General features: G+C 45.1%; 20 protein-coding genes and 1 pseudogene. 6 read left to right on the forward strand and 15 right to left on the reverse strand.

Annotation, left to right across the window (positions count from 1 at the left end; translation table 11 throughout):
* Positions 1-13: 13 nt before the first annotated feature.
* Positions 14-1,273: an amidohydrolase family protein gene (locus BMY78_RS12455; protein WP_090898792.1), complete on the reverse strand. Its 1,260-nt coding sequence runs from the start codon at positions 1,271-1,273 to the stop codon at positions 14-16.
* Between the two features lie 202 nt (positions 1,274-1,475).
* Here BMY78_RS12455 and BMY78_RS12460 point away from each other — a divergent pair, with 202 nt between their 5' ends.
* Positions 1,476-3,140 (forward strand): PucR family transcriptional regulator, encoded by a 1,665-nt coding sequence (locus tag BMY78_RS12460; RefSeq protein ID WP_177185721.1) that lies wholly within the window; start codon positions 1,476-1,478, stop codon positions 3,138-3,140.
* A 494-nt stretch (positions 3,141-3,634) separates the two neighbouring features.
* Here the strand turns inward: BMY78_RS12460 and BMY78_RS12465 are convergent, their stop codons facing one another.
* Complete coding sequence (locus BMY78_RS12465; protein WP_256222078.1) at positions 3,635-4,009, reverse strand: TetR family transcriptional regulator C-terminal domain-containing protein; 375 nt, start codon at positions 4,007-4,009, stop codon at positions 3,635-3,637.
* A 339-nt stretch (positions 4,010-4,348) separates the two neighbouring features.
* On the opposite strand from BMY78_RS12465, the gene BMY78_RS33730 reads away from it, so the two are divergent.
* Positions 4,349-4,468, forward strand: coding sequence for a dihydrofolate reductase family protein (locus tag BMY78_RS33730; protein WP_090898798.1), 120 nt, complete (start codon positions 4,349-4,351; stop codon positions 4,466-4,468).
* Between the two features lie 126 nt (positions 4,469-4,594).
* Entirely contained in the window at positions 4,595-5,116 is a 522-nt protein-coding gene (locus BMY78_RS12475) for a TetR/AcrR family transcriptional regulator (RefSeq protein WP_256222213.1), read from the forward strand.
* Positions 5,117-5,441: 325 nt separating this feature from the next.
* Here the strand turns inward: BMY78_RS12475 and pgmB are convergent, their stop codons facing one another.
* The 10 genes from pgmB to BMY78_RS12520 form a co-directional block, all read right to left on the reverse strand.
* Positions 5,442-6,086, reverse strand: a complete 645-nt coding sequence (gene pgmB, locus BMY78_RS12480) for a beta-phosphoglucomutase (protein WP_090898805.1) — start codon at positions 6,084-6,086, stop codon at positions 5,442-5,444.
* 21 nt (positions 6,087-6,107) lie between these two features.
* Complete coding sequence (locus BMY78_RS12485; RefSeq protein ID WP_256222079.1) at positions 6,108-7,802, reverse strand: glycoside hydrolase family 3 protein; 1,695 nt, start codon at positions 7,800-7,802, stop codon at positions 6,108-6,110.
* A gap of 239 nt (positions 7,803-8,041) precedes the next feature.
* A complete protein-coding gene (locus tag BMY78_RS12490; RefSeq protein WP_090898811.1) occupies positions 8,042-8,878 on the reverse strand; it encodes a tyrosine-protein phosphatase in 837 nt (278 codons plus the stop codon).
* 61 nt (positions 8,879-8,939) lie between these two features.
* On the reverse strand, positions 8,940-11,414 hold the full coding sequence (gene galA / locus BMY78_RS12495; RefSeq protein ID WP_090898814.1) for a beta-galactosidase GalA: 2,475 nt from the start codon (positions 11,412-11,414) through the stop codon (positions 8,940-8,942).
* Between the two features lie 27 nt (positions 11,415-11,441).
* The gene (locus tag BMY78_RS12500; RefSeq protein ID WP_090902377.1) at positions 11,442-12,935 is read right to left on the reverse strand and encodes an ABC transporter substrate-binding protein; all 1,494 of its coding nucleotides are present in this window, start codon (positions 12,933-12,935) and stop codon (positions 11,442-11,444) included.
* A 65-nt stretch (positions 12,936-13,000) separates the two neighbouring features.
* A complete protein-coding gene (locus tag BMY78_RS12505; protein ID WP_256222080.1) occupies positions 13,001-13,888 on the reverse strand; it encodes a carbohydrate ABC transporter permease in 888 nt (295 codons plus the stop codon).
* Positions 13,889-13,903: 15 nt separating this feature from the next.
* Positions 13,904-14,836 (reverse strand): ABC transporter permease, encoded by a 933-nt coding sequence (locus tag BMY78_RS12510; RefSeq protein ID WP_090898817.1) that lies wholly within the window; start codon positions 14,834-14,836, stop codon positions 13,904-13,906.
* 306 nt (positions 14,837-15,142) lie between these two features.
* Positions 15,143-15,796 carry a TetR/AcrR family transcriptional regulator gene (locus tag BMY78_RS12515; RefSeq protein WP_177185722.1) on the reverse strand — a complete coding sequence of 218 codons (654 nt, stop codon included), beginning with the start codon at positions 15,794-15,796 and terminating at the stop codon, positions 15,143-15,145.
* A gap of 149 nt (positions 15,797-15,945) precedes the next feature.
* Entirely contained in the window at positions 15,946-16,041 is a 96-nt protein-coding gene (locus tag BMY78_RS33735; protein ID WP_371129165.1) for an IS3 family transposase, read from the reverse strand.
* A gap of 352 nt (positions 16,042-16,393) precedes the next feature.
* On the reverse strand, positions 16,394-17,320 hold the full coding sequence (locus tag BMY78_RS12520; RefSeq protein WP_090898823.1) for a LysR family transcriptional regulator: 927 nt from the start codon (positions 17,318-17,320) through the stop codon (positions 16,394-16,396).
* Between the two features lie 143 nt (positions 17,321-17,463).
* Here BMY78_RS12520 and BMY78_RS12525 point away from each other — a divergent pair, with 143 nt between their 5' ends.
* On the forward strand, positions 17,464-18,483 hold the full coding sequence (locus tag BMY78_RS12525; RefSeq protein WP_090898826.1) for an alpha/beta fold hydrolase: 1,020 nt from the start codon (positions 17,464-17,466) through the stop codon (positions 18,481-18,483).
* A gap of 318 nt (positions 18,484-18,801) precedes the next feature.
* On the opposite strand, the gene BMY78_RS12530 is transcribed toward BMY78_RS12525, so the two are convergent.
* The 3 genes from BMY78_RS12530 to BMY78_RS12540 all read right to left on the reverse strand — a co-directional run bounded on the left by BMY78_RS12530 (position 18,802) and on the right by BMY78_RS12540 (position 21,779).
* A complete protein-coding gene (locus BMY78_RS12530; RefSeq protein WP_090898828.1) occupies positions 18,802-19,521 on the reverse strand; it encodes a hypothetical protein in 720 nt (239 codons plus the stop codon).
* Between the two features lie 126 nt (positions 19,522-19,647).
* On the reverse strand, positions 19,648-20,952 hold the full coding sequence (locus tag BMY78_RS12535; protein WP_256222081.1) for a sensor histidine kinase: 1,305 nt from the start codon (positions 20,950-20,952) through the stop codon (positions 19,648-19,650).
* Between the two features lie 119 nt (positions 20,953-21,071).
* Positions 21,072-21,779, reverse strand: coding sequence for a response regulator transcription factor (locus BMY78_RS12540; RefSeq protein WP_090898835.1), 708 nt, complete (start codon positions 21,777-21,779; stop codon positions 21,072-21,074).
* Positions 21,780-21,933: 154 nt separating this feature from the next.
* Between BMY78_RS12540 and BMY78_RS12545 the strand changes: the two are divergent.
* Positions 21,934-22,147: pseudogene (locus BMY78_RS12545) on the forward strand (GlsB/YeaQ/YmgE family stress response membrane protein).
* A 187-nt stretch (positions 22,148-22,334) separates the two neighbouring features.
* Positions 22,335-23,282 (forward strand): NAD(P)-dependent oxidoreductase, encoded by a 948-nt coding sequence (locus BMY78_RS12550; RefSeq protein ID WP_090898837.1) that lies wholly within the window; start codon positions 22,335-22,337, stop codon positions 23,280-23,282.
* Positions 23,283-23,623 lie beyond the last annotated feature (341 nt).

Raw genomic sequence — 23,623 nt, forward strand, 5'->3', positions numbered from 1 at the left:
CCTTACATCATAATCAGATTGTTTCGATCTCATCCGACAACCACGGTAATTCCAAAGGTTTTGAGTCAGTACAAGCTACCTGTAATCCCGATTTCCAGACCGTGCGGGCCTCCGGTTTATTAAGCAGCACTTCCCTTTCCGACCGCTCTCGGAACAATACCATATCAGCCGGAGCGCCGACCTTAACACCATAATTTTCAATGCCTAACGCCTGTGCCGCGTTATGCGTCAGCATGTTAGTCAAGATGAGCGCATCCCGTTTGCTGCCCATGTACGAAGTGACGGCCAATAGCCAGGCGGCCTCAATCGGGTCTGCCTTGCCAAACGGTGTGAATGGATTGCGCACATTATTGACGCCAATTGCCACATTCACTCCACAATCCTGCATCAGTTTCACGGGAGTCAGACCTCTATGATAACCTTCTGGGCCTTCTCTTCCATTCAGAAAGAGGTCAGTCATCGGCAGCGTAATGACGCTGATCCCGGCATGACACAGAAGCTCTCCGATAGCCAAAGCTTCGTGTTCTGGGAGGGAACCGAGCGAGGTTACATGTCCGGCGGCTACATGCCCCTGCATTCCTGCAGCAATTGTCCTTTTTGCAATTTCCACAACGGCACGGTCGTTGGAATTGACCGAGAAATCCGCGTGAAAATCCAGCGGTTTTCCGTACTTCCCTGCCAGACCAAATGCAAAATCCAAGTGCTCCCCCAGGTCTGCATCCTGATAAGTGATTCCTCCAATCACATCGGCTCCCATACGAATGGCCTCTTCCATCAGCCCAGCAGTCCCTGGAATCTTAAACACCCCTTCTTGGGGAAAGGCAACTACCTGTAAATCCAGTAGATGTCTTAAGGATTGTTTGAGACGAAGAGCAGATTCGATAGCTCTGAGTCCGAGAACCGGATCAACCTCTGCATGGCAGCGCATATGGGTTACACCATTCCTGACGGCTTCCCGAATGACAGCCAGCGAGCGCTGGTACATGTCCTCCTTCGTGAATGAACTTTTCAGTTTGGCTGTTATCCGAATCGCATCCTGGAGAGACTCCGCCTCCCGATCCATGGAATCCAGCAAATATGCTTTTTCCAAATGAATATGCGGCTCGACAAAGCCCGGCAGCAATAAGCCCCCTTTGCCCTGCACTACACAAGACGCTTCCGTTTTCCTTTCCCCGCATGGCGCGATAAATGCAATCTTGCCTGAGGATATCCCGACATCCATTCGCCTTACACCCCCGGACAACACCGTATCCGTGATAAGAAGATCAATCATTACAACCTCCATCCATGTACGCTTTTATTACACGCAAGAAACACTTTAAGCATAATTCACTCCTTATAAGAAATCATTGGATGAAAAGGATAAAAATAATTAGCAATATTGGATGATCAAACCAAAGATATTTACTCTCCATGATCATAGTGTTATATTACTTAACAACAAAACAACTTGTTCCAGAAAGGGATGGGTCGATGTGCTGCTGACAGATTTGTTGAATAACAGCATTTACGATGATGCTAGAGTGATCACGGGGCATAAGGGTTTAGTACGCGAGGTTCAAACGGTCAACATTATGGACTGTCCGGATATCATTCGGTTTCTGAGGCCCAACGAGCTCTTGCTGACCAACGGCTTTTTCATGAAGCAGCAGCCAGACATGTTCATTCATCTGATCAGGGACATGCAGCGTCTTCATTGCTCGGGCTTGGCCATCAAAACCAGGCGCTTTGAATTGCCGATCCCCGATGACATCCTTAGGGAAGCGGAGCAGAACGAATTTCCCATCATCGAAATTTCCGATGTCCGTCTATCCCTCGGCGAAATTTTACAGCGATCGACCAGTGTTATTCTGAACAATAAGAGCGACGAACTGCAATATGCACTCAGCATCCACAAAAAATTCTCTGAAATGATCATGCGCGGCAAAGGAATTTCCGGCATTATCGATTCCCTGTCCAAACTGTTCTCATCCCCAGTCATCCTGTTAAACAACAAATGGCAAACCATCTCCGCCTCCAACCAGAATACAGGTGTTGCTGAGCTCACTACGGCCGCAGTAACTACACTTCAAGACTTGCCCGATATTTCTAACCCCACTTCGTTGTGCTTCATCGACACATCAGTCCGGGAACGTTGCTGTATGCTGGTATATCCAGTAAAGACTTACCGCCACGAAGGCTATTTGTTATCCTTTCATTCGCCGGATCAATGGACTGGCCTTTTCGGTCTGACGCTCGAGCAGGCCTCCAACGTCATTGGAATGGAGCTGACCAAATCACAGGCTGTCAAGGAGCGCTCCCGCAGACACAAGAACGAGTTTTTTTCCGATCTGATCGAGGGATACATCACTTCTGAGCAGGAGGCGCTGAACCGCGGCAAGAGATATGGACTTATCAAGGGGCATGCATGCGTCGTACTGACCATGCGTAATGACGAGGTGCATCACATGCATCAAAGATTTCCTAAATACGAGGGTTCTACGTCTCCGAAAGGAGATAATATCACGGAGCAAGAGGAGCAATACGAGCACATCAAACGTCTTTTTGGTGTGTTAGAACATTCCTTCGTCATGTTTACCAAACATGATACCTACTGTCTTCTGCTATCTATCCCTGAGTCGGGTTGGGATGAGGCAAAACTCACCGAGCAGCTGTCAGGATTACTTAGAGAGCTCCATCATGAGACTGGACTGAGTCTCTCTATCGGCATTGGTAAACCTGCAACAAATGTACTCGGCGTTCGACATTCTTATACAGAAGCCGTTAATGCAATGCAATTCGGCTACTGGCTAAAACGAAAGCAATTCGTCCAATCTTACCAAGCAAAGGATATCGGATATTTATTCCATATGCTTCCCCACAACGAACTGAAACAATTTTATGAAGCGACCTTGAACGGATTGCTGCAAGTTGCAGATGAACATGAAAAAAAAGAGCTGCTGCGCACCTTGAACGCTTTTTACGATACACAATGCCAGCTTGTCGAAACATCCAAGCAACTTTTCGTTCATCGAAATACGGTGGTGTATCGACTGGAAAAGTGTGAAAAACTGCTGGGTGTGAAACTCAAAGATCCAGCTGAAAGCTTACGAATACGCATAGCGATAGCCATCGAACCTCTACTACTTCAAAAAGATTAAGTGGGAAATCGTCTCTTTTTCCACTTAAAGTTATTCCGAAGATTGAACAGGCCACGTAAACAAGCAAGTTAGTATCGTGTGTAGCTTTGAAAATTTCTTTATTGTCCCAATGAGGATCATTTTCTGAAGAGTAGTGTTGGCCATCAGGTGGACGCGAACGTATTCTTGAACAAAAGCTTTAATGTACCTCGGCTTACATTGGAAATAAAACCCATTATACAATGAATGTTACTTCTCGAATTTATACTAATTCGATTTTAACTAATTGTTGGCATAACCAAAAATTTCCTCTGCTCAACAAGATTAAATCCATCGTGTTCCCACCCTTCAAGGTAAATTTTATCGGAAATAAAAAATGAATACCTTGCAATTTCTGCACGAATAAGTCAGCAAAAAACTTGCCCTTATTTATGATAAGGTTTCCCGCGAAAACTGAAGAACCTACTTTAAAAAGAATTGAGGGCGCTTACCTTCAGCGCCCTCAATTCTACACGTCATATAGATTTACCACTGGGCCATGTCGATAGCGCCTGCTCCTCAATAGCTTCCAGCATTTCACGACAGAAGTCAGCCCTGGCTTGAACAGCCATACCATGAAGCACCGTCATTACGTATGCAGCCAGGACTGCAGCATTAGCATTTTCCGGCAGGTCGCCTTCCTGCTTTGCCCGTTCGAAACGGGCACGCAGCGATGCCTCTCCATCCGCACGCGCATCAATCAGAGCTCGCCGAATTGGTTCGGCTTCGTCCGAGCCGGCCAAGGCGCCGTGAATGCCCAGACAACCCTTGCGATCCTTGTAACGGGTATGCAGCTCGGCCGCCGCGTAGAGGATTTTTGCAACTACTTCCCGTGAGGTCGGCTGCTCCAATGCCTCCGGGAAGTAATCTGCCCGTTAGTTTAATGAATTAACAGCAAAATACCGATTAAATATACACCTAATCGGAAATAGGAACATGTTCTTGTCCCCCGACACCCTAATGTCTTCACTGAATTTCTCCCTTCACTCTTTCATTTTGCACCAAGTCGGACTTTCTCGACACGAAGAAGCCTCCGAACCGGGTCGGAGGCTTCTTCGTCTTTTGATGTTGAGTTTGCGATCGCGTTCGTGGGGACTTTTTTTCTTAGCTTGAATAATCCGACGCGTTCATAGTGGGTCTTTTGATCGTGATGTAATAGGTCGTTCCTTCCGTTCTTAGGTACTGATCAAGTGTTACTTGAAGGTGGAGGTGTAATCAATGGTTCCTTTCTAAATGAAGGTTTAATTGATGAGATCAGTCTAGTCTTCGCCCCTATTATGGACGGAACTTCTAATATTATCGGTTGGTAAAGACTAATTAACGAAAGAAGGGTTGGCAAAACGGTGTGATACTGGGGTATAGCAGTAACTGCTCGCTTCAAAATGCCCCATATTCACCTGCCATAACAAAGGGCTAAAATCACGCAGCAGCTTATTATTGAAACCGCCGAGGCATTAATTGAGGGCACGGGGAAATCCGAAGTGACACTCTCACAAATAGCGGATGAATTGAATATCACTCATGCAGCACTCTATAAGCATTTTAAAAATAAACAAGAACTCTGGGCAGCTGTAGCTAAAGACTGGTTCCATCTCATGATTTCAGAACAAATCAGTATAAACATGGCTAACTCGGCCTCACCTCAGGAAGTGCTCCACGATTGGCTTTGGGCATTTGTGAATGCCAAAAAACGCGCTTATAACGAGAATCCCAAAATGTTCGCTTTGAATACACAATATGTGGACAGTAATCCAATGGTATTACGTGATGTGCTCTGGGATTCATATCAAATTATTGATAGGTTTATGGATTATAACGATCCTCACTTTGAACGGGCAGAGGCAATCCTATCTGCTTTTGCAGTGTTTAGTCTTCCCTCTTTTAAAGAATCCTGGAATTCACCAGACTACCAAGAGCGGTTTGAACGCATCTGGAGTTTAATCAAACAGGGTGTTTGAAAGGATAATTCTATATATAACAAGGAGCAGTGTTGCCTGCCTGAGGTAACTGCTCCTGTTTTATTGCCAATGTTGCCGTCCTTACTTGCCGGCAAACCCGCCATATGAGATTGTTGGGTAGATTGAGAATGATGTACAGATAAATATCTTGATTTCCTCTAGTATTGACTCCGTATAGATATTCTCAGTAATTTGAAAACGAGAATGAATGTACTAGGCGTAGTATACATTGATTGCCGCTCCAGCTGCGAATATATTCCTGCATACACCGTCCTCTCTTGAATTTCATATAATTTTCGGATCGTTTTCTACCCTTTCCCTACCTTCATCTGCTTGCAGTAATGGATTGCAATTCTTCGATATGGCCGATATGATAATCGGCTAGATTGCTTATACAGGCCTTGCCGATGGCCGCGACCCACATGCCACCTCTGAACGCCGCTTCTACGCCAGCTTCCGCATCTTCCACGACCAAGCAGCGGTCCACGCGCACCCCCAATTTACTTGCCGCCAGCAAAAATACTTCGGGATCCGGCTTGCTGCAGCGAATTTCATTACCGTCCACGACAGCATCGAACATATGCGAAATTCCAAGCCGCTCAATAATAAAGGGAGCGTTTTTGCTAGAGGATCCAATCGCCAACTTTAATCCTTTTTCACGCAGCTTATCCAGAGTATCTAAGACTCCAGAAGGCATGTCCGCGTCAGATAAAGATTGCAGGTGGTCTTTGTAGTAATCGTTTTTCCCCTCGGCCAACTGCATTTTCTCCCGCGACGAATATGCACGAGCCGCCTTCTCCATAATGATGTCCATGCAAGCCATACGGCTTACGCCCCGTAGCCTATAGTTAACCGACTCGTCGAAAGGGATGCCTTCCTCGCTACACATCCTCTTCCATGCCAGATAGTGGAAATGGTCGGTATGTACGAGCACACCGTCCAAATCAAAAATAACCGCTTCTATTTTCATAATTCCTCCAACAGGTTCTTCCTACCGCTTCGCTTCCCAGCAGTCGCAGAATGGGTTTACCGGGCTTATGCCTTTAAAATCCGATCTGCCTAGCAGCTTTTCGATAACTGCATCAATAATCGTCTCACTGCCCGAATATGCGTTAATATACGTTTGTACCTGCGGCACATCGAGAAGATGATATGGACTTGAGACAGAAACGAACGCCGTCGGGAGCTCCCGCACAAACCAAGGAACATCCGCGGCGAGCAGCGGCTCCCAATCGATACGCACCGTTGTCCGGTTACTTGCCGTCTCGATGTTAGCCACGTAGAGCGCCAAATCATATTTTTCACGCAGCTCCTCCACGCCGCTAAACACTGCACTGAAGTCCACATTTTTATTGTCGAAAACAGTGACGTCAAACCCTTCTGCTTCTAATTTAGCAATCATGTAAGGTGCAATCGACGTACTGCGATGACTTCCTTCGTCTCCAAGCACATATAACAGCATGCGTTTATGCGAATCGACAGCGATCGGGAGCAGTTGCTGCGTATCTTTGACGAGTGTGACCGATTGATCTGCACACCACTTCGCCCATTGTTTATGCTCTTCACATTGCAAGATGGACAGCTCTTCCGGACCAGGAACAAGCGTTCCCTCCTGCTGCTGCTTATCCAAGCCAAGCGATGCTTTGAGCGCCAAAATGCGCGTGACCGCTTCATCTAGTCTTTCCATCGTCAAGATCCCGCTTTCGAGCCCCTTCATCATATAATGGAAATCTTCGCGTATATTTTTGTTGAACAGGAACATGTCGCAGCCGGCGGCGATCGATTTTGGCACAGCGAGCTCGCGCTTTTCAGCCATCATAAAACCAGCCATCGGCGTAGCGTCCGTCACAACGAGACCGTTAAAACCAAGCTGCTGCCGAAGCAGCGTTCCGATCAGTTCGGGTGAAAGCGTAGCAGGCATCAGTTCCTCGTCGGCAATGCCGGGCACAAGTTTTCGCGAATAACCAGGAAGCATGATATGACCAGCCATAACGGTCTCAGCCCCCGCTTCGATCAGCTCCCGGTACACTATGCCGAAGGTCGATTCCCACTCGTCCACAGACAGCGAATTAACGGTAGTCAACAAATGCTGGTCGCGCTCGTCCACCCCATCGCCGGGGAAATGCTTGATCGATGCGGCCACGCCGCTCTTCTGAATACCTTCGGTATACGCCTTTGCCATCCTTGCAACTCGAGCTGGGTCGGAACCGAACGTCCGAACATTCGTGATCGGATTACGGAAGTTGAGATCGATATCGACAACCGGAGCAAACGCCCAATTGCAGCCGACGGCACGACCTTCTCTCCCGGCTACAAGCCCTAATTTATATGCCATCTCTTCATTATCCGTCGCCGCCACTTGCAGCTGTCTGCCGAAAAAAGTACCGTCAGAAGCAATTCCGTTGCCTCCGGACTCGAGATTAGCTGCAATGAGCAACGGCACCTTAGAATGTTCCTGCAAAAAACGGTGTACTTCTTGACTTTTCTTACCTGAATCTGGTCGGAACAAGATGCCTCCCGGTTTTATCGTTTCGATGAGCGTTTTCAGCTGTTCGCGGTCATCCGTTATCCCGATCGGACAAAACAGCTGCCCGACCTTATCCTTCACATCCATCGCAGCCAGCGTTTCATTGACCCACTGAATATCTTTTTCCCGCAAATAAAAAGGTTTTGCTTCTAAATCCACCAATTTTGTTTCCCCCAAATTTCAATATTAAAAAAGTACAAATCCCTGTATATAAGTGTTCCCAGGATGAATGATATATGGCGGTTTCAACCATGCAAAGTCCGGCGCATCCTTACCCACATCGCACTGCAAGCGTCTACGTGCATTGTGATATGTTTTCTTTTCGGCAAACCAAAGAAGTACCAATCCACATTACTCAGGAAGATTAACGCAGTTAAAATGAGACATCTCTCTTCCCTTTATACCAAGCAGAATCTTTGCAGAGCCTCCCGTTTGGGCTTGTCCAAACCGAACTCCTCTTTAAAATATGCATCATACCCTCCATAAGTACTCTTGATCGATCCCAAAGCGGCAGACAAAAACGCTTCGTTAACCGTGAGGATATGGTTCAAATTTTGCAAAATCGCTTCGTCCGCATGTTCAGCCAGCCTTTCAAGAAGGGTTCTGTTGAACGTTTGCAACGTCTCATTGCTTAAGAGATAGTCTTCCATAACCGTTTGTTCAGGGACACCCAGCGCAAGTAAGATGAGCGCGGCTCCAACCCCGGTACGGTCTTTGCCTGACGTACAATGATGCAGCAGCCCCAATCGATCCGGATCCTGAATGGCTTCCATCAAATGTTTGTACGAAGGATTGGTAATTGGAAGTTTCATATACAATTCCGTCATGTAGGTTTCTGCGCTGAAACTTTTGAAGAAGTCACTTTTAACCAATGCTTTCATAAGATGGCCTTGCGTATCCTCCCCTTCAGGAGCGTCCGGAAAATTCATATGTTCATGCTGATCCTCCGTGTTCGCCGGTATCCGTACATTTTTTGCATTAGGGAGAACCGGGTCCGGCATGATGTGCGATTCACGATCTCCGCGGTAATCGAATACCGTTTTGATATTCAACGTTTGCAAGAATGTTAAATCCTGCTCCGTTAAACCGGTCAAATGATCGGAACGAAAGAATAGGCCGTATTTTACGGTGCGGCCATCGGACGTTCGATAGCCTCCCATATCTCGGAAATTATGCACGCCTTCCAAGGGAATGACTCGATTGGCGGGAAATGCGGTAAATTGACTTGTTGACATAGCTGCACCTCTTTAGCGAAATTATTATTCTATTCTTTCAATAATCACTGATCATTCAATTCTATAGGTCTTTCCGGGATCGAAGGGTCAATAAGGCCGGCACTAACCCTTCCGAAGACGCCTCAATGCGTATCTCTCCTGCCTCATCCAGTGACTGAATCAAGGCCATGGCGTAGCCATTGAACACGCTTCTCGTATTTCCTCGATCCGACTCATGGCATCCTGGATCTCCGTTCCCCAGACCAAGCAGCCTCCCTTTACCCGTAATACGGAATTGTATCTGATTACTGGCAATGGGCACCACTCTTCCCGATTGATCCCTTACTGAGACTGTGACTATGGAGACATCCTGGCCATCGGCGAGCAGTTCAGAGCAGTTAGCCTCCAAGTGAATCGCGTACGCGTCCGTCGTAGTTTCTTTTCGCTCTATTGCTACCACCACGCCATCCCGATAAGCAATGGCTTCGAGAATTCCGGGTTCATAGGCTACTTGCCACGATAATGTGATCTCACCCGCTTCAGCATCCGCTTTCTTCTTGCCCAGGGTTTGGCCGTTCAGTATCAGCTCCACTTCGCTGCAGTTGGTATACACGCGAACCTCTACTTGCTGTCCCAGCCGGTCTGACCAGTTCCAATGCGGCATAAGATGAACGATAGGCTCATCCTTCCAGATCGATTGATAGAAATAGTAAGAGTCCTTTGCAAATCCGCAATAATCAAGAATCCCGAAATGCGATAGCACGGACGGCCACTGAAATGGCGTCGTCTCCCCGCGATAATCAAAACCTGTCCAGATGAATAACCCACCCGAAAAACGATTATTCAAGAAATAGCGCCAGCTTCGTTCAGGCGTTGACGTACCACCAGCTCCGCCCAGATTTCCTACATCCATCTCCTTACCGGACATATGATATCTCGATCCGTAGCTGGAGCATCTTCCACCTTCCGGGTCATCCTCATAGACGCCTCTTGCAGAGAAGAAGGAGACATTCTCCGTATTCAGCACTTTGGATTCCGGATGGGATTGGAACCATTCACCGATCGATTGGCCTCCTATTACGGTCTCGCCATAATTAACGCCATTGACATCGACGTCCATGCCTTTCTGACTTAGATTGGCCGCTGTAACAGGACGGGTGGGATCGATTCGTTTTGCCAAATCCTTCGTGCGCCTCAGCATCCGATTGGCTTGATAACTGCCGCTGATCTTCTCTTCATTACCGAGACTCCACATAAAGATACTTGGATGGTTGCGGTCACGATACAGCATCGATTTCAGATCATCAAGCTTGATCTCCGTACTCTCCGTGATCCGGTTCTCGTTCATGACCAGCATCCCAAGTCTGTCGCAGGCATCCAGCAGCTCCGGGGCGGGCGGATGATGGGCACAACGGTAAGCGTTACAGCCCATTTCCAGCAAGCGTTTAATTTTATATTCATGCACACGGTCCGGCAGCGCGATGCCCACGCCAGCGAAATCCTGGTGATTGCAGGTGCCTTTCACTTGTACATACTTGCCATTCAGGTATAATCCGTCCCGTCGGTATTCCACCGTACGGATCCCGAAAACGGTCCGATACGTGTCGATAATTTGACCTCCATGAAGAAGTTCAGTCACGGCCTCATACAGATGCGGCGTGTCCTGCGACCAGAGCAGCGGCTTCGCTACTTTAACCGATTGAAGAACCGTTTGTTTGTCGATTCCCAGCGTTTCACAGTCGGTTTCCGTGATGGCAACGAGCTCCCCAACCGGATTCAGAATACTCGTTCGGATGCCGTACTTCATCGTCTGCGGATATTCGTTGCTTACCGTCGTTTCGATCGTAACCGCGGCCATTTCATTGTCAACTTGCTCAGTTCTGATAAAGGTTCCCCAGCGGTCCACATGTAAGTAATCATATTTGGTTAACCAGACATGGCGGTAGATGCCTCCGCCTTCATACCACCAGCCTTCATCTCCGCCGGTTGTATCCGTTCGGATCAGGATTACATTATCCCCTTCCTCATCCCCATATTTCAGCAAGTCCGTGATGTCATAATGAAAGCTAGTGTAGCCGCTGAGATGATCGCCGACGAAGCATCCATTCACCCAAACTGAGCTGTTCCGCATCACTCCGTCAAATTCAATGATGATCTTCTTGCCTTCATCCTCCTGTGGAATTTCAAAGACCTTGCGGTAATAGCCCACTCCATTGGGCAGATAACCTTGAAACGCGCCACCGCGTTCCGGGTTGTACGGCTGTTCTAACCGCCAATCATGTGGCAGATCGACGCTCACCCAGCCGGTGGTCTTATCCTTGGGTGTATCCGAACCGTACATTTGGGTAAGATCGAAGTTCGGATCTCCCAGATATTCTCGAGCGATGTTCTGGATGATACGTGCAGCTTCGCCGATCGCAAATGGCTCATGTTTCTCTTCCCCCAGTGCATTTGTCAACCCCGCGATCATGCCTGCTTTTTTCACCGTCTTGACGATCTTTCCAACCTCACCGAAATGAAACATCCAGTTTCGGTCAAAATTTTCCCTAGTTCTCATATGCAGCGGCTCCTTTATGCGCTTAAACTATTTCTGGGTTTTCGCCCATTCGTCAAGCTGCTTCTGTTTTTCGCTTATAATCTTATCGATGCCCGAAGCTTTTAATTTACTGATAAATATCGGCAAGTTCTCGACCGGATCCAACGTACCCGTTTCCAATCCTATGCTGAATTCGGTTAACACGTTATTGACCGAAGCCATTTCCGTTTTCACCGGATCCACATTATAGATGAAGCCCAGTGCTTTTGATTTTTTCGCGCTCTTATTGAATTCATCTAATTTCTTCAGACCGTCCGGATCTTCCGTCGACCATGTGTAGGATAGGAACTGATTGCCGAACATCCATGGCGCATTGAAATTATAGGACGTGTTCTTGACATCAACGCCTTGTGGATAATCAATCACGTTATCCGATTTCTTCACGTAATGCTTCCCTTCGATTCCCCATGCCAACAAGTTATACAACTGCTTGTCGGAATACAGCTGGTCGAGGAACATCATCGCTCTGTCAGGGTCTTTCGAGTTTTTCGGAATCGACCACATCATTAAGTCAATAAAGCCTGTGGTCGAGTAAGCAGGCGTCATTTGAACGGATACCATCGGTTTGCCGACACGTCTCGATTCCTGCGCGTCAAATCCGGGCTTCATATTAGCGAAGTAGGAAAACGCTTTATTCGCCTTGACCAATTCCCTGCCGTCCGCCTTGCTTGTCGCGGCATCCTTCGGTATGAAACCAGCCTGGAACCATCTTCGCAATACGTTCAATTGATCTGCATATTCCGGCGTTTCATACCAATCCATGACTTTCATATTATTATCGTAGTTCGGTAGTACGCCGATTCCATCACCTAAGCTGTCGTAAGTAACATAACCGCCGGTAAATATGGAGAGCCCGGGACTTCTTGGGACGACTGGCGACATATTCGGCTCGTTATTCTTAATGACTTGAAAGACCGCATCCATATCGTTGAGCGTTTTAATGTTGCTCAAATCGATCTTGTACTTTTCCACAAGATCTTTGCGCATCACGATGCCGTAGTTGGCAGCCATATCTCTCGCAGTCGGAATGGCGTAAGTTTTGTCGCCAATTTTGGTCGCAGCGAGTTGATAGGGTTCCAACACCTTTTTTATTCCCGATCCGTGTTTTTCCACGAGATCGTCAAGCGGAAGCAATTGACCTTTTGCCACTTGCGTACCGTACGTGTTAGCGTACGTAAGCATCAGATCCACCTTCTCATTGCCTGCGAGCATAAGATTGGTCTGCTGCTGCCATGCGCTGACGCTAATCGGCGTCAATTTGACGGTTGTATTGAATTTCTCCTTCGTGATCTTGTTCATTTCATCCTGGACGGCTAGCAAATCCTTCTGGTCGTTTCCGGGGAATGCCATCACTACCTCATACGGCGACTCACTGCTAGCTGAAGAACTTGACGTTTCCTCGCTCTTTGTGGAACAACCTGCCAACACCATTACCGACGTCATAACAATTGCCAGCCCAGACTGCATGATCCTTCTTTTCATAGCCACACTGAAACCCTCCTAATAATTTCCACCTTTATGCTAACCGGCGTTTGCCGGAAGTAGCCTTACCCTTTTACCGATCCGATTGTAAGTCCTTTTACGAAAAACTTTTGGAAGAAAGGGTACACAATTAGAAGCGGGATAATCCCGATGACTGCCATCGCCATACGTACCGTCTCCGTCGGTATGTTTGCGGATGAGTCGAATTGAGTTCCGGAGAAATTGCTATTGCTCAAAAATTGGATGTCTAGCAGAATCCGGTTTAACATGTTCTGCAGACTGTACAGCTTACTGTCCGTTATATAAATCATGCCGTTAAACCAGTCGTTCCAATAGTGTATCGTTTGAAACAATCCGACGGTCGCCAGAATCGGAAGGGATAGGGGCAGCACAATCCGGACAAACGTTACGAATTCTCCTGCACCGTCAATTTTGGCGGATTCCATAACAGGAGCTGGAATAGAGTTCGAAAAAAAAGTGCGCATCAACATGACGTAAAAAGCATTAGTCAAAAGTCCTGGTATGATGAGCGCAAACAATGTGTTTTTCAAATCAAACAATTGCGTATAAACCAAATACGTGGGCACGAGACCGCCATTAAACAACATGGTGAAGAATATGAAGAATGACCAAAATTTGTTCAAGGGCATATCCTTACGTGTCAACGGATATGCCAACATAGAAGTAATGATCATGCTGATGACCGTTCCAATCACCGTAACCATAATCGTAATTCCATAAGATCGAAGTATTGTTTCGATATCATTCCATAAATAACGATAGGCAGATAAGCTGTATGCCTCCGGGAAAAAGGAATATCCATGAAGTACAATCGACTGTTCGTCTGTTATAGAAGAAATGAACAACAAGATAAATGGCAAGATACACGAGAGCGCAATGATCATCAGAATGATGTTAACACTCCACTGCCATATCGAATTTCTACCTTTCAAGCAGTTTTCACTCCTTTAAATTAATGCATTGTCACTGTTTATCTTCCTAACGATATAGTTTGACAATAATACAAGTACAAAACCGACAAACGATTGATACAATCCTGCTGCTGAGGACATACCTATATCACCCGACGTCATCAGCGCACGGTAAACGTACGTATCGATCACGTTCGTCGTTGATTGCAATGCTCCTGTATTAAGTGGTACCTGATAGAACAGTCCAAAATCCGAGTAAAAAATACGCCCGATCTGAAGCAATGTCATAACTGTAATAACCGGCATAATGAGCGGAATTGTGATACTTTTGATCTGTCTCCATTTGCTTGCTCCGTCAATGATTGCGGCCTCGTAATATTCTGGATCAATTCCGATGATCGCGGCCAAATAAACAATACATAAGTAACCTGCACTTTTCCATACATGTACGAGAGTCAAAATGTAGGGCCAATATTCCGGTTCGCTATACCATGAAATATCAGACAGGCCTAGTACCGGAAGAATCGTATTGTTTAAGAAGCCCGTTTCCGTACTCAGCATCGCATACACTAGATATCCTACAATGACCATAGAAATCAGGTAAGGCAGCAAGATAGCGCTTTGATAGAAGCGGGATAAGAACCTTTTCTTCACCTCATTGAGAAGAATCGCTACGCCAACTGCAATGATCAAATTAAGAAAAATAAAGGAAATATTGTATAAAATTGTGTTTCTGGTGATCGTAAGTGCATCTGTTGTTTTAAATAAATATTTAAAATTTTCAAACCCTACCCAATCGCTACCTATGATTCCTTCGCTGTAATTGTAATCTTTGAAGGCAATAATCAAGCCAAACATAGGCAAGTAATTATTGATTACAATGTAAATGAGTCCTGGCAGCATCATCAGATACAGCGGGATGTATGGTTTTAGCCTGCCCTTCCTCTTCCTTCCGCTTATTAAGTTCATGTGCTTTTTCCTTTCTTGTTGTTTTAACCTCATTCATTTTATTTATGTTTACCACTAGTAAACACCTGTTTACCACTAGTACACTTTTATGATTATAGAGATCATATGTTATGGAAACGTCATCTGATTGTAAAGATAATATAAAAAATAGGACGCAACGCAGTCATTAACAGGACACTTCGAATTCGCGGTTTTTTTATGCATTAATAGAGGAGGGAGTGACGGGGATAAGAAAGCAAAAAAAAGAGATGCCCTCTAATACCAGAAGGACATCTACATTTATTGACATTATTTTAGTAGAATTGCTCATTTCAATGCTTGAGGCTTCAGAAAGGTTAATGCCATATCTAACATATGATCCAGAACAACATCAGGTTCGACTCCTTGGTCCAAATGCAGTACCTTGCCTCTTAAAATCATACGTTGCAAGGTAGCCATTACGACATTACTTAATGTAAACGTTAATATTTGTACCTCGATATCGCTTCGAATCGATCCGTCCCGAATCCCTTCTTCAAGTAGCTCGTAATATGGATGGGTGCGGCTTCTCATGAAGGATATAAATCGACCTTCAAGGAATTCATCAGCATAATTTTCATGATATTTTGTATCGAACATGGCTATAAACCGCACATAACTGGCATATTGCTTCGAAGTGCCTATCATTTGCCTCAGCAGGTGCCCAATTTTTTCAAAACCATTGTTTCCCTCGGGTAAATTATTTGTAACAGCTCTCCAAAAATCGGTTAAAACATTGATTTGAACTTCAATTACAATCTCATCGAAAGATCGGAAATATTTATAAAGCGTTACTTTGCTAACGCCGCAGAACTCGACAATATCTTTGAGCGTTACCGAATACAACCCCCGTTCGATAAACAACTGCTGCGCGCCTTGAATAATGTCTTCTCGCCGCTTATTTCTATGCTCCTCTAACTGTTTTTTCCACTGGTAATTCACGATTATCCCCCTTCCTGCATGCTTAAATACCGTCGAATTCAACGGGTCCTGTTTTCAACACGAGTGTGGTTGGTAAACTTGTTTTTCTAAAAAAGCGTAACTACGATGGTCATAGCCCCGTCAAGTAGACAATAAAAAAAGAGATTTTATTATGAGGCGACTTTTTCTCGAAATTCAATCGGGGAGATGTCGCTCAATTTGTTTTGGAAACGTTCCGTGCTGTATAAAGAAATATACACCTTAATTTGCTTCCTTGCCTAAAGCGGTTTGACCTTTCTTCGTTGACATAACAAAATCCCTTCCGATATCCAGTGTTTGAGTTCATTGTAACATGCCCTCTTTATTCACTGTTTACCATGAGGGCATAATACCACATTTCGTTTAATGCTGCCTCTCTTTTTTACACATTGATTTTCTGTGTATTTACATTTATTTTGTTGATATTACTTGTCCCGAGGGTAAACTTTTTAACAGATCTGATCACGATTAATTACTTTATCAGTAACTGACGGATTGCCGGCATACCAGTTTAATTTCTCTCTTTGACTTATGACTCCTTCCGGAGATGAAACTTCGCTTAAACCAGTGTAATGCCAACTATGTGCAGATAGTATGAATGAACGGTTTATTCTCATTCTGTAAACGAAAAGCTTCCCTTGCTGCTTCAATAAACGATAACATGATTGGTGAAAGCCATTTGTCTTTATGCCACAACATCTGTGTATACACCCGCAAGTCCGGAATTTGCCATGGGAGGACAACAAGTTCTCCGCGTTCAACTTCGGCTTCTACAACGATTTCAGGAAGAAAACCGATGCCGATTCCGGAGATCGCACATTGTTTAATAGCTTCGGCACTTTGAAACTCTAGATACGTGATGTTATCAATGCCCTCTTTCTCAAAAGACCGGTCAAACATCGTTCGATATGGACAACCCTTCTCATTCGTCAGGAACACTTCTTCATGAAAATCTTCCAATTGCAGCACAGTCCGTTTGGCGAGTGGGTGATCTGGAGCAGCTAACAATCGGAAATGTTCTTCCAGCAAAGGTTCCACGGAAAGTCCACTCGAACGAATAGGTTCGTCTAGCATATAAACGATATCCGTGGTTCCCTCAAAGAGCGTTTGCTTGAGCTCTTGATTCGGAACTGAGCGAAAGATTAGACGAACTCCCGGATGCTGCGAACGAAACCGTTTGAAGACAGGTGGAAGACGGTAGGAGCAAATAACCTCATTCGCACTTATCGTTAAGGTACCACTTAGTTTTTCATTATCATGGACAGCACTACGAGCTTCGTCCATTTTTTCAAGAACGCCTTGGGCGTGTGTTAAAAAGCGTTTACCCGCAGTTGTGAGCGCGAGTTGCTTGCCCAACCGATCAAAGAGGCGCACACCTAGCTCATCTTCCAATGCTTTAATTTGCATCGTGACGTTGGAAGGAACGTAGCTCAGCACTTCTGCTGCCCGCGTGAAATTTAATGTTGTTGCAACCGTGCAAAACGTATTCAGTTGGCGAAATTCCATTGATGTTCTCCCATCATCTTTCAATTTTATTGAATGCTGACTTGAATTTCATTCACTTTTAATGAGACTATCACGGCTCTATACTAAGCACAAGAGATCACAGTGAGCATGTGGTTTTTCATTTTGAAGGGAGCGACTATACGATGGATTATGAAATTTTTAATTTGGGTGATGTCATCTTACAATCCGAAGTGACGTTACCAAACGCTTATCTCGCTTATAAAACTTACGGAAAACTAAATGAACAGAAGGACAATGTTATTGTCTACCCAACAGCTTTTGGAGATCAGCATGTTCAGAATGAATGGCTCATTGGCAGCGGGATGGCACTCGATCCAGAGAAATATTTTATTATCGTTCCCAATTTGCTGGGCAATGGGCTATCTTCCTCTCCCAGTAACACGCCTCCTCCATTCGATCGGGCTAACTTTCCACTGGTAACTATCTATGACAACGTTCGATTACAGCACCGACTGCTGACCGAGAAATTTGGTATTCAAAAGATTGCTCTCGTCGTCGGGTGGTCTATGGGCGGCATTCAGGCATTTCAATGGGGCGCTAGTTACCCGGAGATGGTCGAACGAATTGCACCTTTCGGAGGAATCGCCAAACCTTGGCCTCACACATATGTAGTTCTGGAAGGCGTGAAATCTTCCCTGCTATCTGCAGTCGGCTTCGACTCAAGTAAACTAAACCAATTGACTTCTGCAGACATGCGCGCCGTTGGACGGGTGTATGCGGGCTGGGGACTATCACATGCGTTTTATAGAGAAGAGCTTTACCGTGAGATGGGATTTGACACATTGGAGGATTTTGTAGCCGGTGTCTGGGAAGATAGCTTTATGAATATGGATCCTCATAATGTTCTGGCAATGTTATGGACAGGCCAACATGCTGATGTTAGTGCAAACCCTTCCTATAATGGAGACTTTGATAAAGCACTTCAGAGCATAAAAGCTCTTGCCTGTATCATGCCGGGAAGCACGGATCTCTTCTGCACAGCGGACGATAATGAATACGAAGCTAAGCGTATACCTCATGCTGTCTTGAAACCAATTCAATCGATCTGGGGCCATTTTGCCGGTCGTGGAATCAACAGTACCGATAATCAATTTATTGATGACAATCTAAAACACTTGTTGTCACTTCGCACTAATGAATAGATCGTCAATTACATCAGATGTCTGTCAGGCCTAACAGATGCCCTGTTCTTTAGCCCGATTATATCTCTCATGAATTCATTACCTAACCGATCGGATTTGAGGTCACCAGAACTTACCTATTTACCTATGTTCTTGTCCTTCGATAAGAGTTGCTGCCGATGAACTACATTATCAATTCTAAATTTAAACGACCGATTCCCATGTAGAAATTTTTGGAATCGGTCGTAAGCCTATTTCAGAATTGCCTTATTTAAAGGGATCCTTATGCCATAAATGGTCACCCCATATGAATGGCTTACCAACATCGCTAACTAAATATTAGTCCAGAAGGCTATAGATCTGTATGCTCTCCACCTTGGCATCCTTGATATGAAACGACATCACATCCACATAATTGGATGGCTCGTAACGGAAGTCATCCTCCTCATTAGGGGCCCCATCACCAAGCAGTTTCCCCTCAGGATAGGCATTTTTGAGTGTATCGAGGCTATCTCCTGCTTTAATGTTTCTCACTGTCGCGTACTTAGGATCCGTAATTTCGATATGAAAGATGGAGTCTTGTTTCCCCTCCGGTATACTGATGGTTTTAATCTCCAGACCAGGATACGTATAAACCTTTTCTGTAAAACCGATTAACGTATCCATGTTTGTTCCATCGTCGGCAGTGTACGTATGAGATTTCAGGTTCTCCGGTTTGCCCAGCATCTGTTCCATCTGATCTTCATTCGCTGTATCCGAAATCGCAATGGTTTGCTCATTATAGACAAAAGCAAGCTCCTTCAGCACCACATTGCCTTCCTTTTCCATCGAACCTTCCTTAATAGCTTCAGCACTCTGTCCTTCCGAATTTTCTGAAGCAGGCGCATTAGAATTTGATGTTCCTTCCCCTCTGGCCTGTTCGTTCGACGTGTTTTTTCCAGCCGAGTTCTGAGCCGCTTCTGGCGACTTGGCACCACCGGACTGACAGCCCGTTAGTGCCATCGTTAGTAAAATACTCAGCAGTATAAAACCTGCAGCTTTCATTGTTAATTTCATCATGATCCCTCCATAAAATGTGTGATTTGTTCTTATGAAGTGATTATAAATAAAACATTTGTTAGTCTCATAACAGAAATGTACCAATCTTGTAACGTTACTTATTTAGGCTTGGATTTAGATGCAGGGCTACGCACGAGGCAAAACAATTGTAACGGTCGTCCCTTTTCCCAGTTGACTTTCGATGTCGATATATCCATTAAACCGCTCTACGATCTCTTTGCAAATGGAAAGTCCAAGACCTGAACCATTTGCTGTGCTTGCATTTTTCGCCCGGTAAAAACGTTCCTGCACTCGCTCCAGCTCATCGCCCGCAATGCCTATGCCTTGATCACATATCCGTATAACTACTTCGCTTGGCGTATGTTCCAACCTCAATTCGATCAGCGATGGACTGCCTGAATATTTGATGGCATTGTCCATAAGATTGGCGATCGCATGGGACATCAGCATTGGATTTACGTTGGCATGAACTCTCGCCGTACCCTCATCATCCGTTTCTTCCTCCGCCTGACTAACTCTGATCTCTATCCCTTTACCCTTAGCCTTGGCTCCCATATTCATTGCGACTTGCTGAATCAGTTCGTTCATTTCCGTCTTCTCGACTTCCAAATCGTTAGCACCAGCCTTATCGAATCGGGATAGTAATAACAGTTCATTAATCAAGCGGGTGAGCCGATCCGATTCCTGCAGCAGATGAGCATAGATTTTTTGAAGCTCCTTGTTCTCAGTCTCCCCTTCCACCAAGTATTGAGAGAAACCACGAATGGCTGCCAAGGGTGTTTTTAACTCGTGAGAGACGTTGGAGACAAATTGTTTCTGGTACTGAATGTAATCATGAAGCTGTCGCCCCATCGAATCCAGCCCATCTGCCAGCATGCCCAGCTCATCCTTCCGTTTGAGATGAACTCTCCGAAACTCCTGTCTGGAGAAACTTTGCGCAGCGCTAAGCAGTATCTTAATCGGCTTGGTTGTGTTGCGGGCAATCCATAGACTGGATAACGTAATCAGCACAATAAATCCGCCTGCACCTACAAACAGGATATAACGGATTTGATCCATGATCGCATAAAAGTAGGAAATGTCCTCCACGAACTCATACACATAAGCGTTTTCGTAGAATTGATCCTGAATGGGAGTCGCAAAATAAAGCAAATGATCTTCCGTGACGGTGTAGGCGTAACTGCCGCTCAGGGCTTTATCAATATTCTTTTCAAAAATAAGAGGCTTGCCATCATTAATGATGATGCCATCCACAGCCAAGCCCAGCAAGTGCTTGGAGCTGTCATAGATACGTACTTCCTTGCCTGAAGCTTTCAGCTTCTCCAGAGCAAGTCTGACAATTTCCTTGGTCTGGGGCTCTCCTGACGATGACCTATGCTGTGCCAACACCTCACGGAAGGACAACTCGGATAGATCTGCCTTCTCCATCATCTGTTTCTCAATGGTAACGAAGCTGTAGTAATCAATAGCTTTATTTACCGCAAAAATGATGATGCCAAAAGACAACACGGAGAAAAATAAATAATTCAGCAGTAACCGGGTTGCATACTTCAGGCCTCGCCACCTCCAAGTTGATAGCCAAATCCATAGATCGTCCTGACATACTTCGGTTCGTCCGCGTTATCCTCCAGCTTCTTCCGTAATCGCATGATGGTCATATCCACACTGCGGCTGTCTCCCATAAAGTCATATCCCCATCCGATCTGCAGCAGTTCATCCCGGGTAAAGATTTTGTCTGGTCTTTTGAGTAACGTTTCCAGAATTTTAAACTCTTTGGCCGTTAAAGAGACGGGAACATCATTTTTCAGCACTCTCCGGCTCTCCAGGTCAAAAGTAAGCTCTTCATGAATGATGCGTGTAGATGTCACCTCTGTTCCTTCACTTGATTCCTCCTTGCTCTCGTTTCTTCTCAGAATCACTTTGATCCGAGCGAGCAATTCGCGATTATCAAAGGGTTTGGTCATGTAATCTTCCGCCCCTAGCTCTAGTCCCAGCACCTTGTCGATTACCTCATTTTTGGCAGAGAGCATGATCACAGGAACGGTACGTTTTCCGGTTATTTCTTTGCACAGGTCATATCCGGAGCAGTCAGGGAGCATCAAGTCAAGCACCACCAGGTCCGGCCCAAAAGTATCCAGCAGCTGCAGGGCTATTTTACCGTTTTCAGCCGTTTGAACGACGTAGTTTTCTCTTCTCAGTACGAGCTCAATTAAATCTCGAATTGCGATTTCATCATCAATGACTAGGATTTTCTTCAAATGTACACCCCTATCTAGCCTTGTTCCCCAGCTTGAATCATAATTCACCCTCATCTTAGCACAGACACTTTAGATTCCTCCACCAACTTGAAGATGAGGTACATTTCACTAGCCTACATAACTTGTAATAAACCCGAAGAAAGGAGAACAATCCATGGATCTGCTCTGGGTACTCATTGTTGGTGGACTTATTGGCTGGTTAAGCGGCAACTTGATAGGGCGGGACTTACCGGTCGGTTGTACTTGGGAACGTAATTGCGGGTGTTATCGGTTCCTGCTTAAACGGAACTGCTGGGGCTAAGGGGCCGGTGTTTGGCGGCTTTCATATTATTCCAGCCATCGTTGGCCAAGGTACAGGATACACATAAAAGGACCGAAAGCATTCATCGTAGAAGAATCAGTTGATAAATGGGAAATACAGCCATAAAATCAAAGAGTATGAATCTTGATTTTCCAATGGACGGTGAGCTACAGTTTGATGCTGCGTATATTGGTTATAAGTTTTATTCAAAGAATGGTAGAAGAATGGTATAGGCTATGAAAGGTGGTTTACCAATGAAGATTCTAATAGTTGGCTATTTTAACGAGACCTCAAAATCAAATATTGCGAGGTGTTTTCCGCAAGAATGGAAGGTTGTAGTTGTCCCGCCCGGAGAAGAAATGCTGCATCATATCGAAGATTGCCATGTAATCATCCCTGAACATATTAAAATAGATCACAGCCTGCTTTCTATCGCAAAAAAATTAAAATTGGTACAGACGGGTGCAGGGTTTGATAATGTAGATGTCCCTACTTGTACACAATTCGGCATTTGGGTGGCCAATGCTGCAGGAGTGAATGCACAGGCAGTGGCCGAGCACGTAATGGCACTGATGTTATCATACTATAAAAACATACCGTTTCTTGATTCTTTCATGAAAAACAAGATGGATGAAAATCAATTGGACTATACAGGGAGTGAATTAAAAGGCAAAACGATGGGGATTATCGGTTTGGGCGCTATCGGAAAAAAAGTAGCTGCGTTTTGCAGGGTCTTTGATATGAATGTGCTGGCTTATGCGAGAGATGCCAATGCACAATCGGACGATTCTGTGAAAATGGCGGATTTCGATACTCTTATTAGCACATCTGACATAGTCAGTGTACATGTACCCTTGAATCAACAAACCAAACAGCTGATCAACAAAGCTGCATTCAAGAAAATGAAGAATACCACTCTTTTTATCAATACATCGCGCGGCGGGATTGTCAACGAAAGAGACTTGATTGATGCATTAAAAAACGGGGATATTTCAGGCGCATGCCTGGACGTGTTTGAATCTGAACCACTTCCTATTAATAGTGAGCTCAGGAATCTGAGTAATGTGATACTTACTCCCCATACAGCAGGAATGCCTAATGGTCGAAAATTTCATGAAAAAAGATATGATTTCTTTATCAAGAATATAAAACGTGTAGAAAATGGTGAAGAGCCTGAAAGCAAGCTCAATCAGTTATTATAGCTATGGTGCCATAAAAATAAGCTTTTGGACGCAGCTTCGTGGATCTAATTTAAGTCCGGGCGGGGACGAGTGATGTTAAGTCAGGCCAGCTGTTGCTGCGTATCACTCCATTGGTTGTATCATGATGATAAAGCCAAGGAAGACGCTACCTATTGAGATTTACTACATCATGTTTATTTAGAGCTTAACTAATCGGTAGTTAATCTATGTTCTTGTCCCTTCCGACAATCGGTACAAGTTCTTGTCCCTCGACATTCATCTTTAATTTCATGGGATAACTCACTCTGGTTGCCATTACAAAAACACCCCCAAGATAATTTCCTTATTTTACGATAAGGTTT

The sequence above is a fragment of the Paenibacillus sp. OK076 genome, assembly GCF_900110055.1.
Classification (GTDB): domain Bacteria; phylum Bacillota; class Bacilli; order Paenibacillales; family Paenibacillaceae; genus Paenibacillus.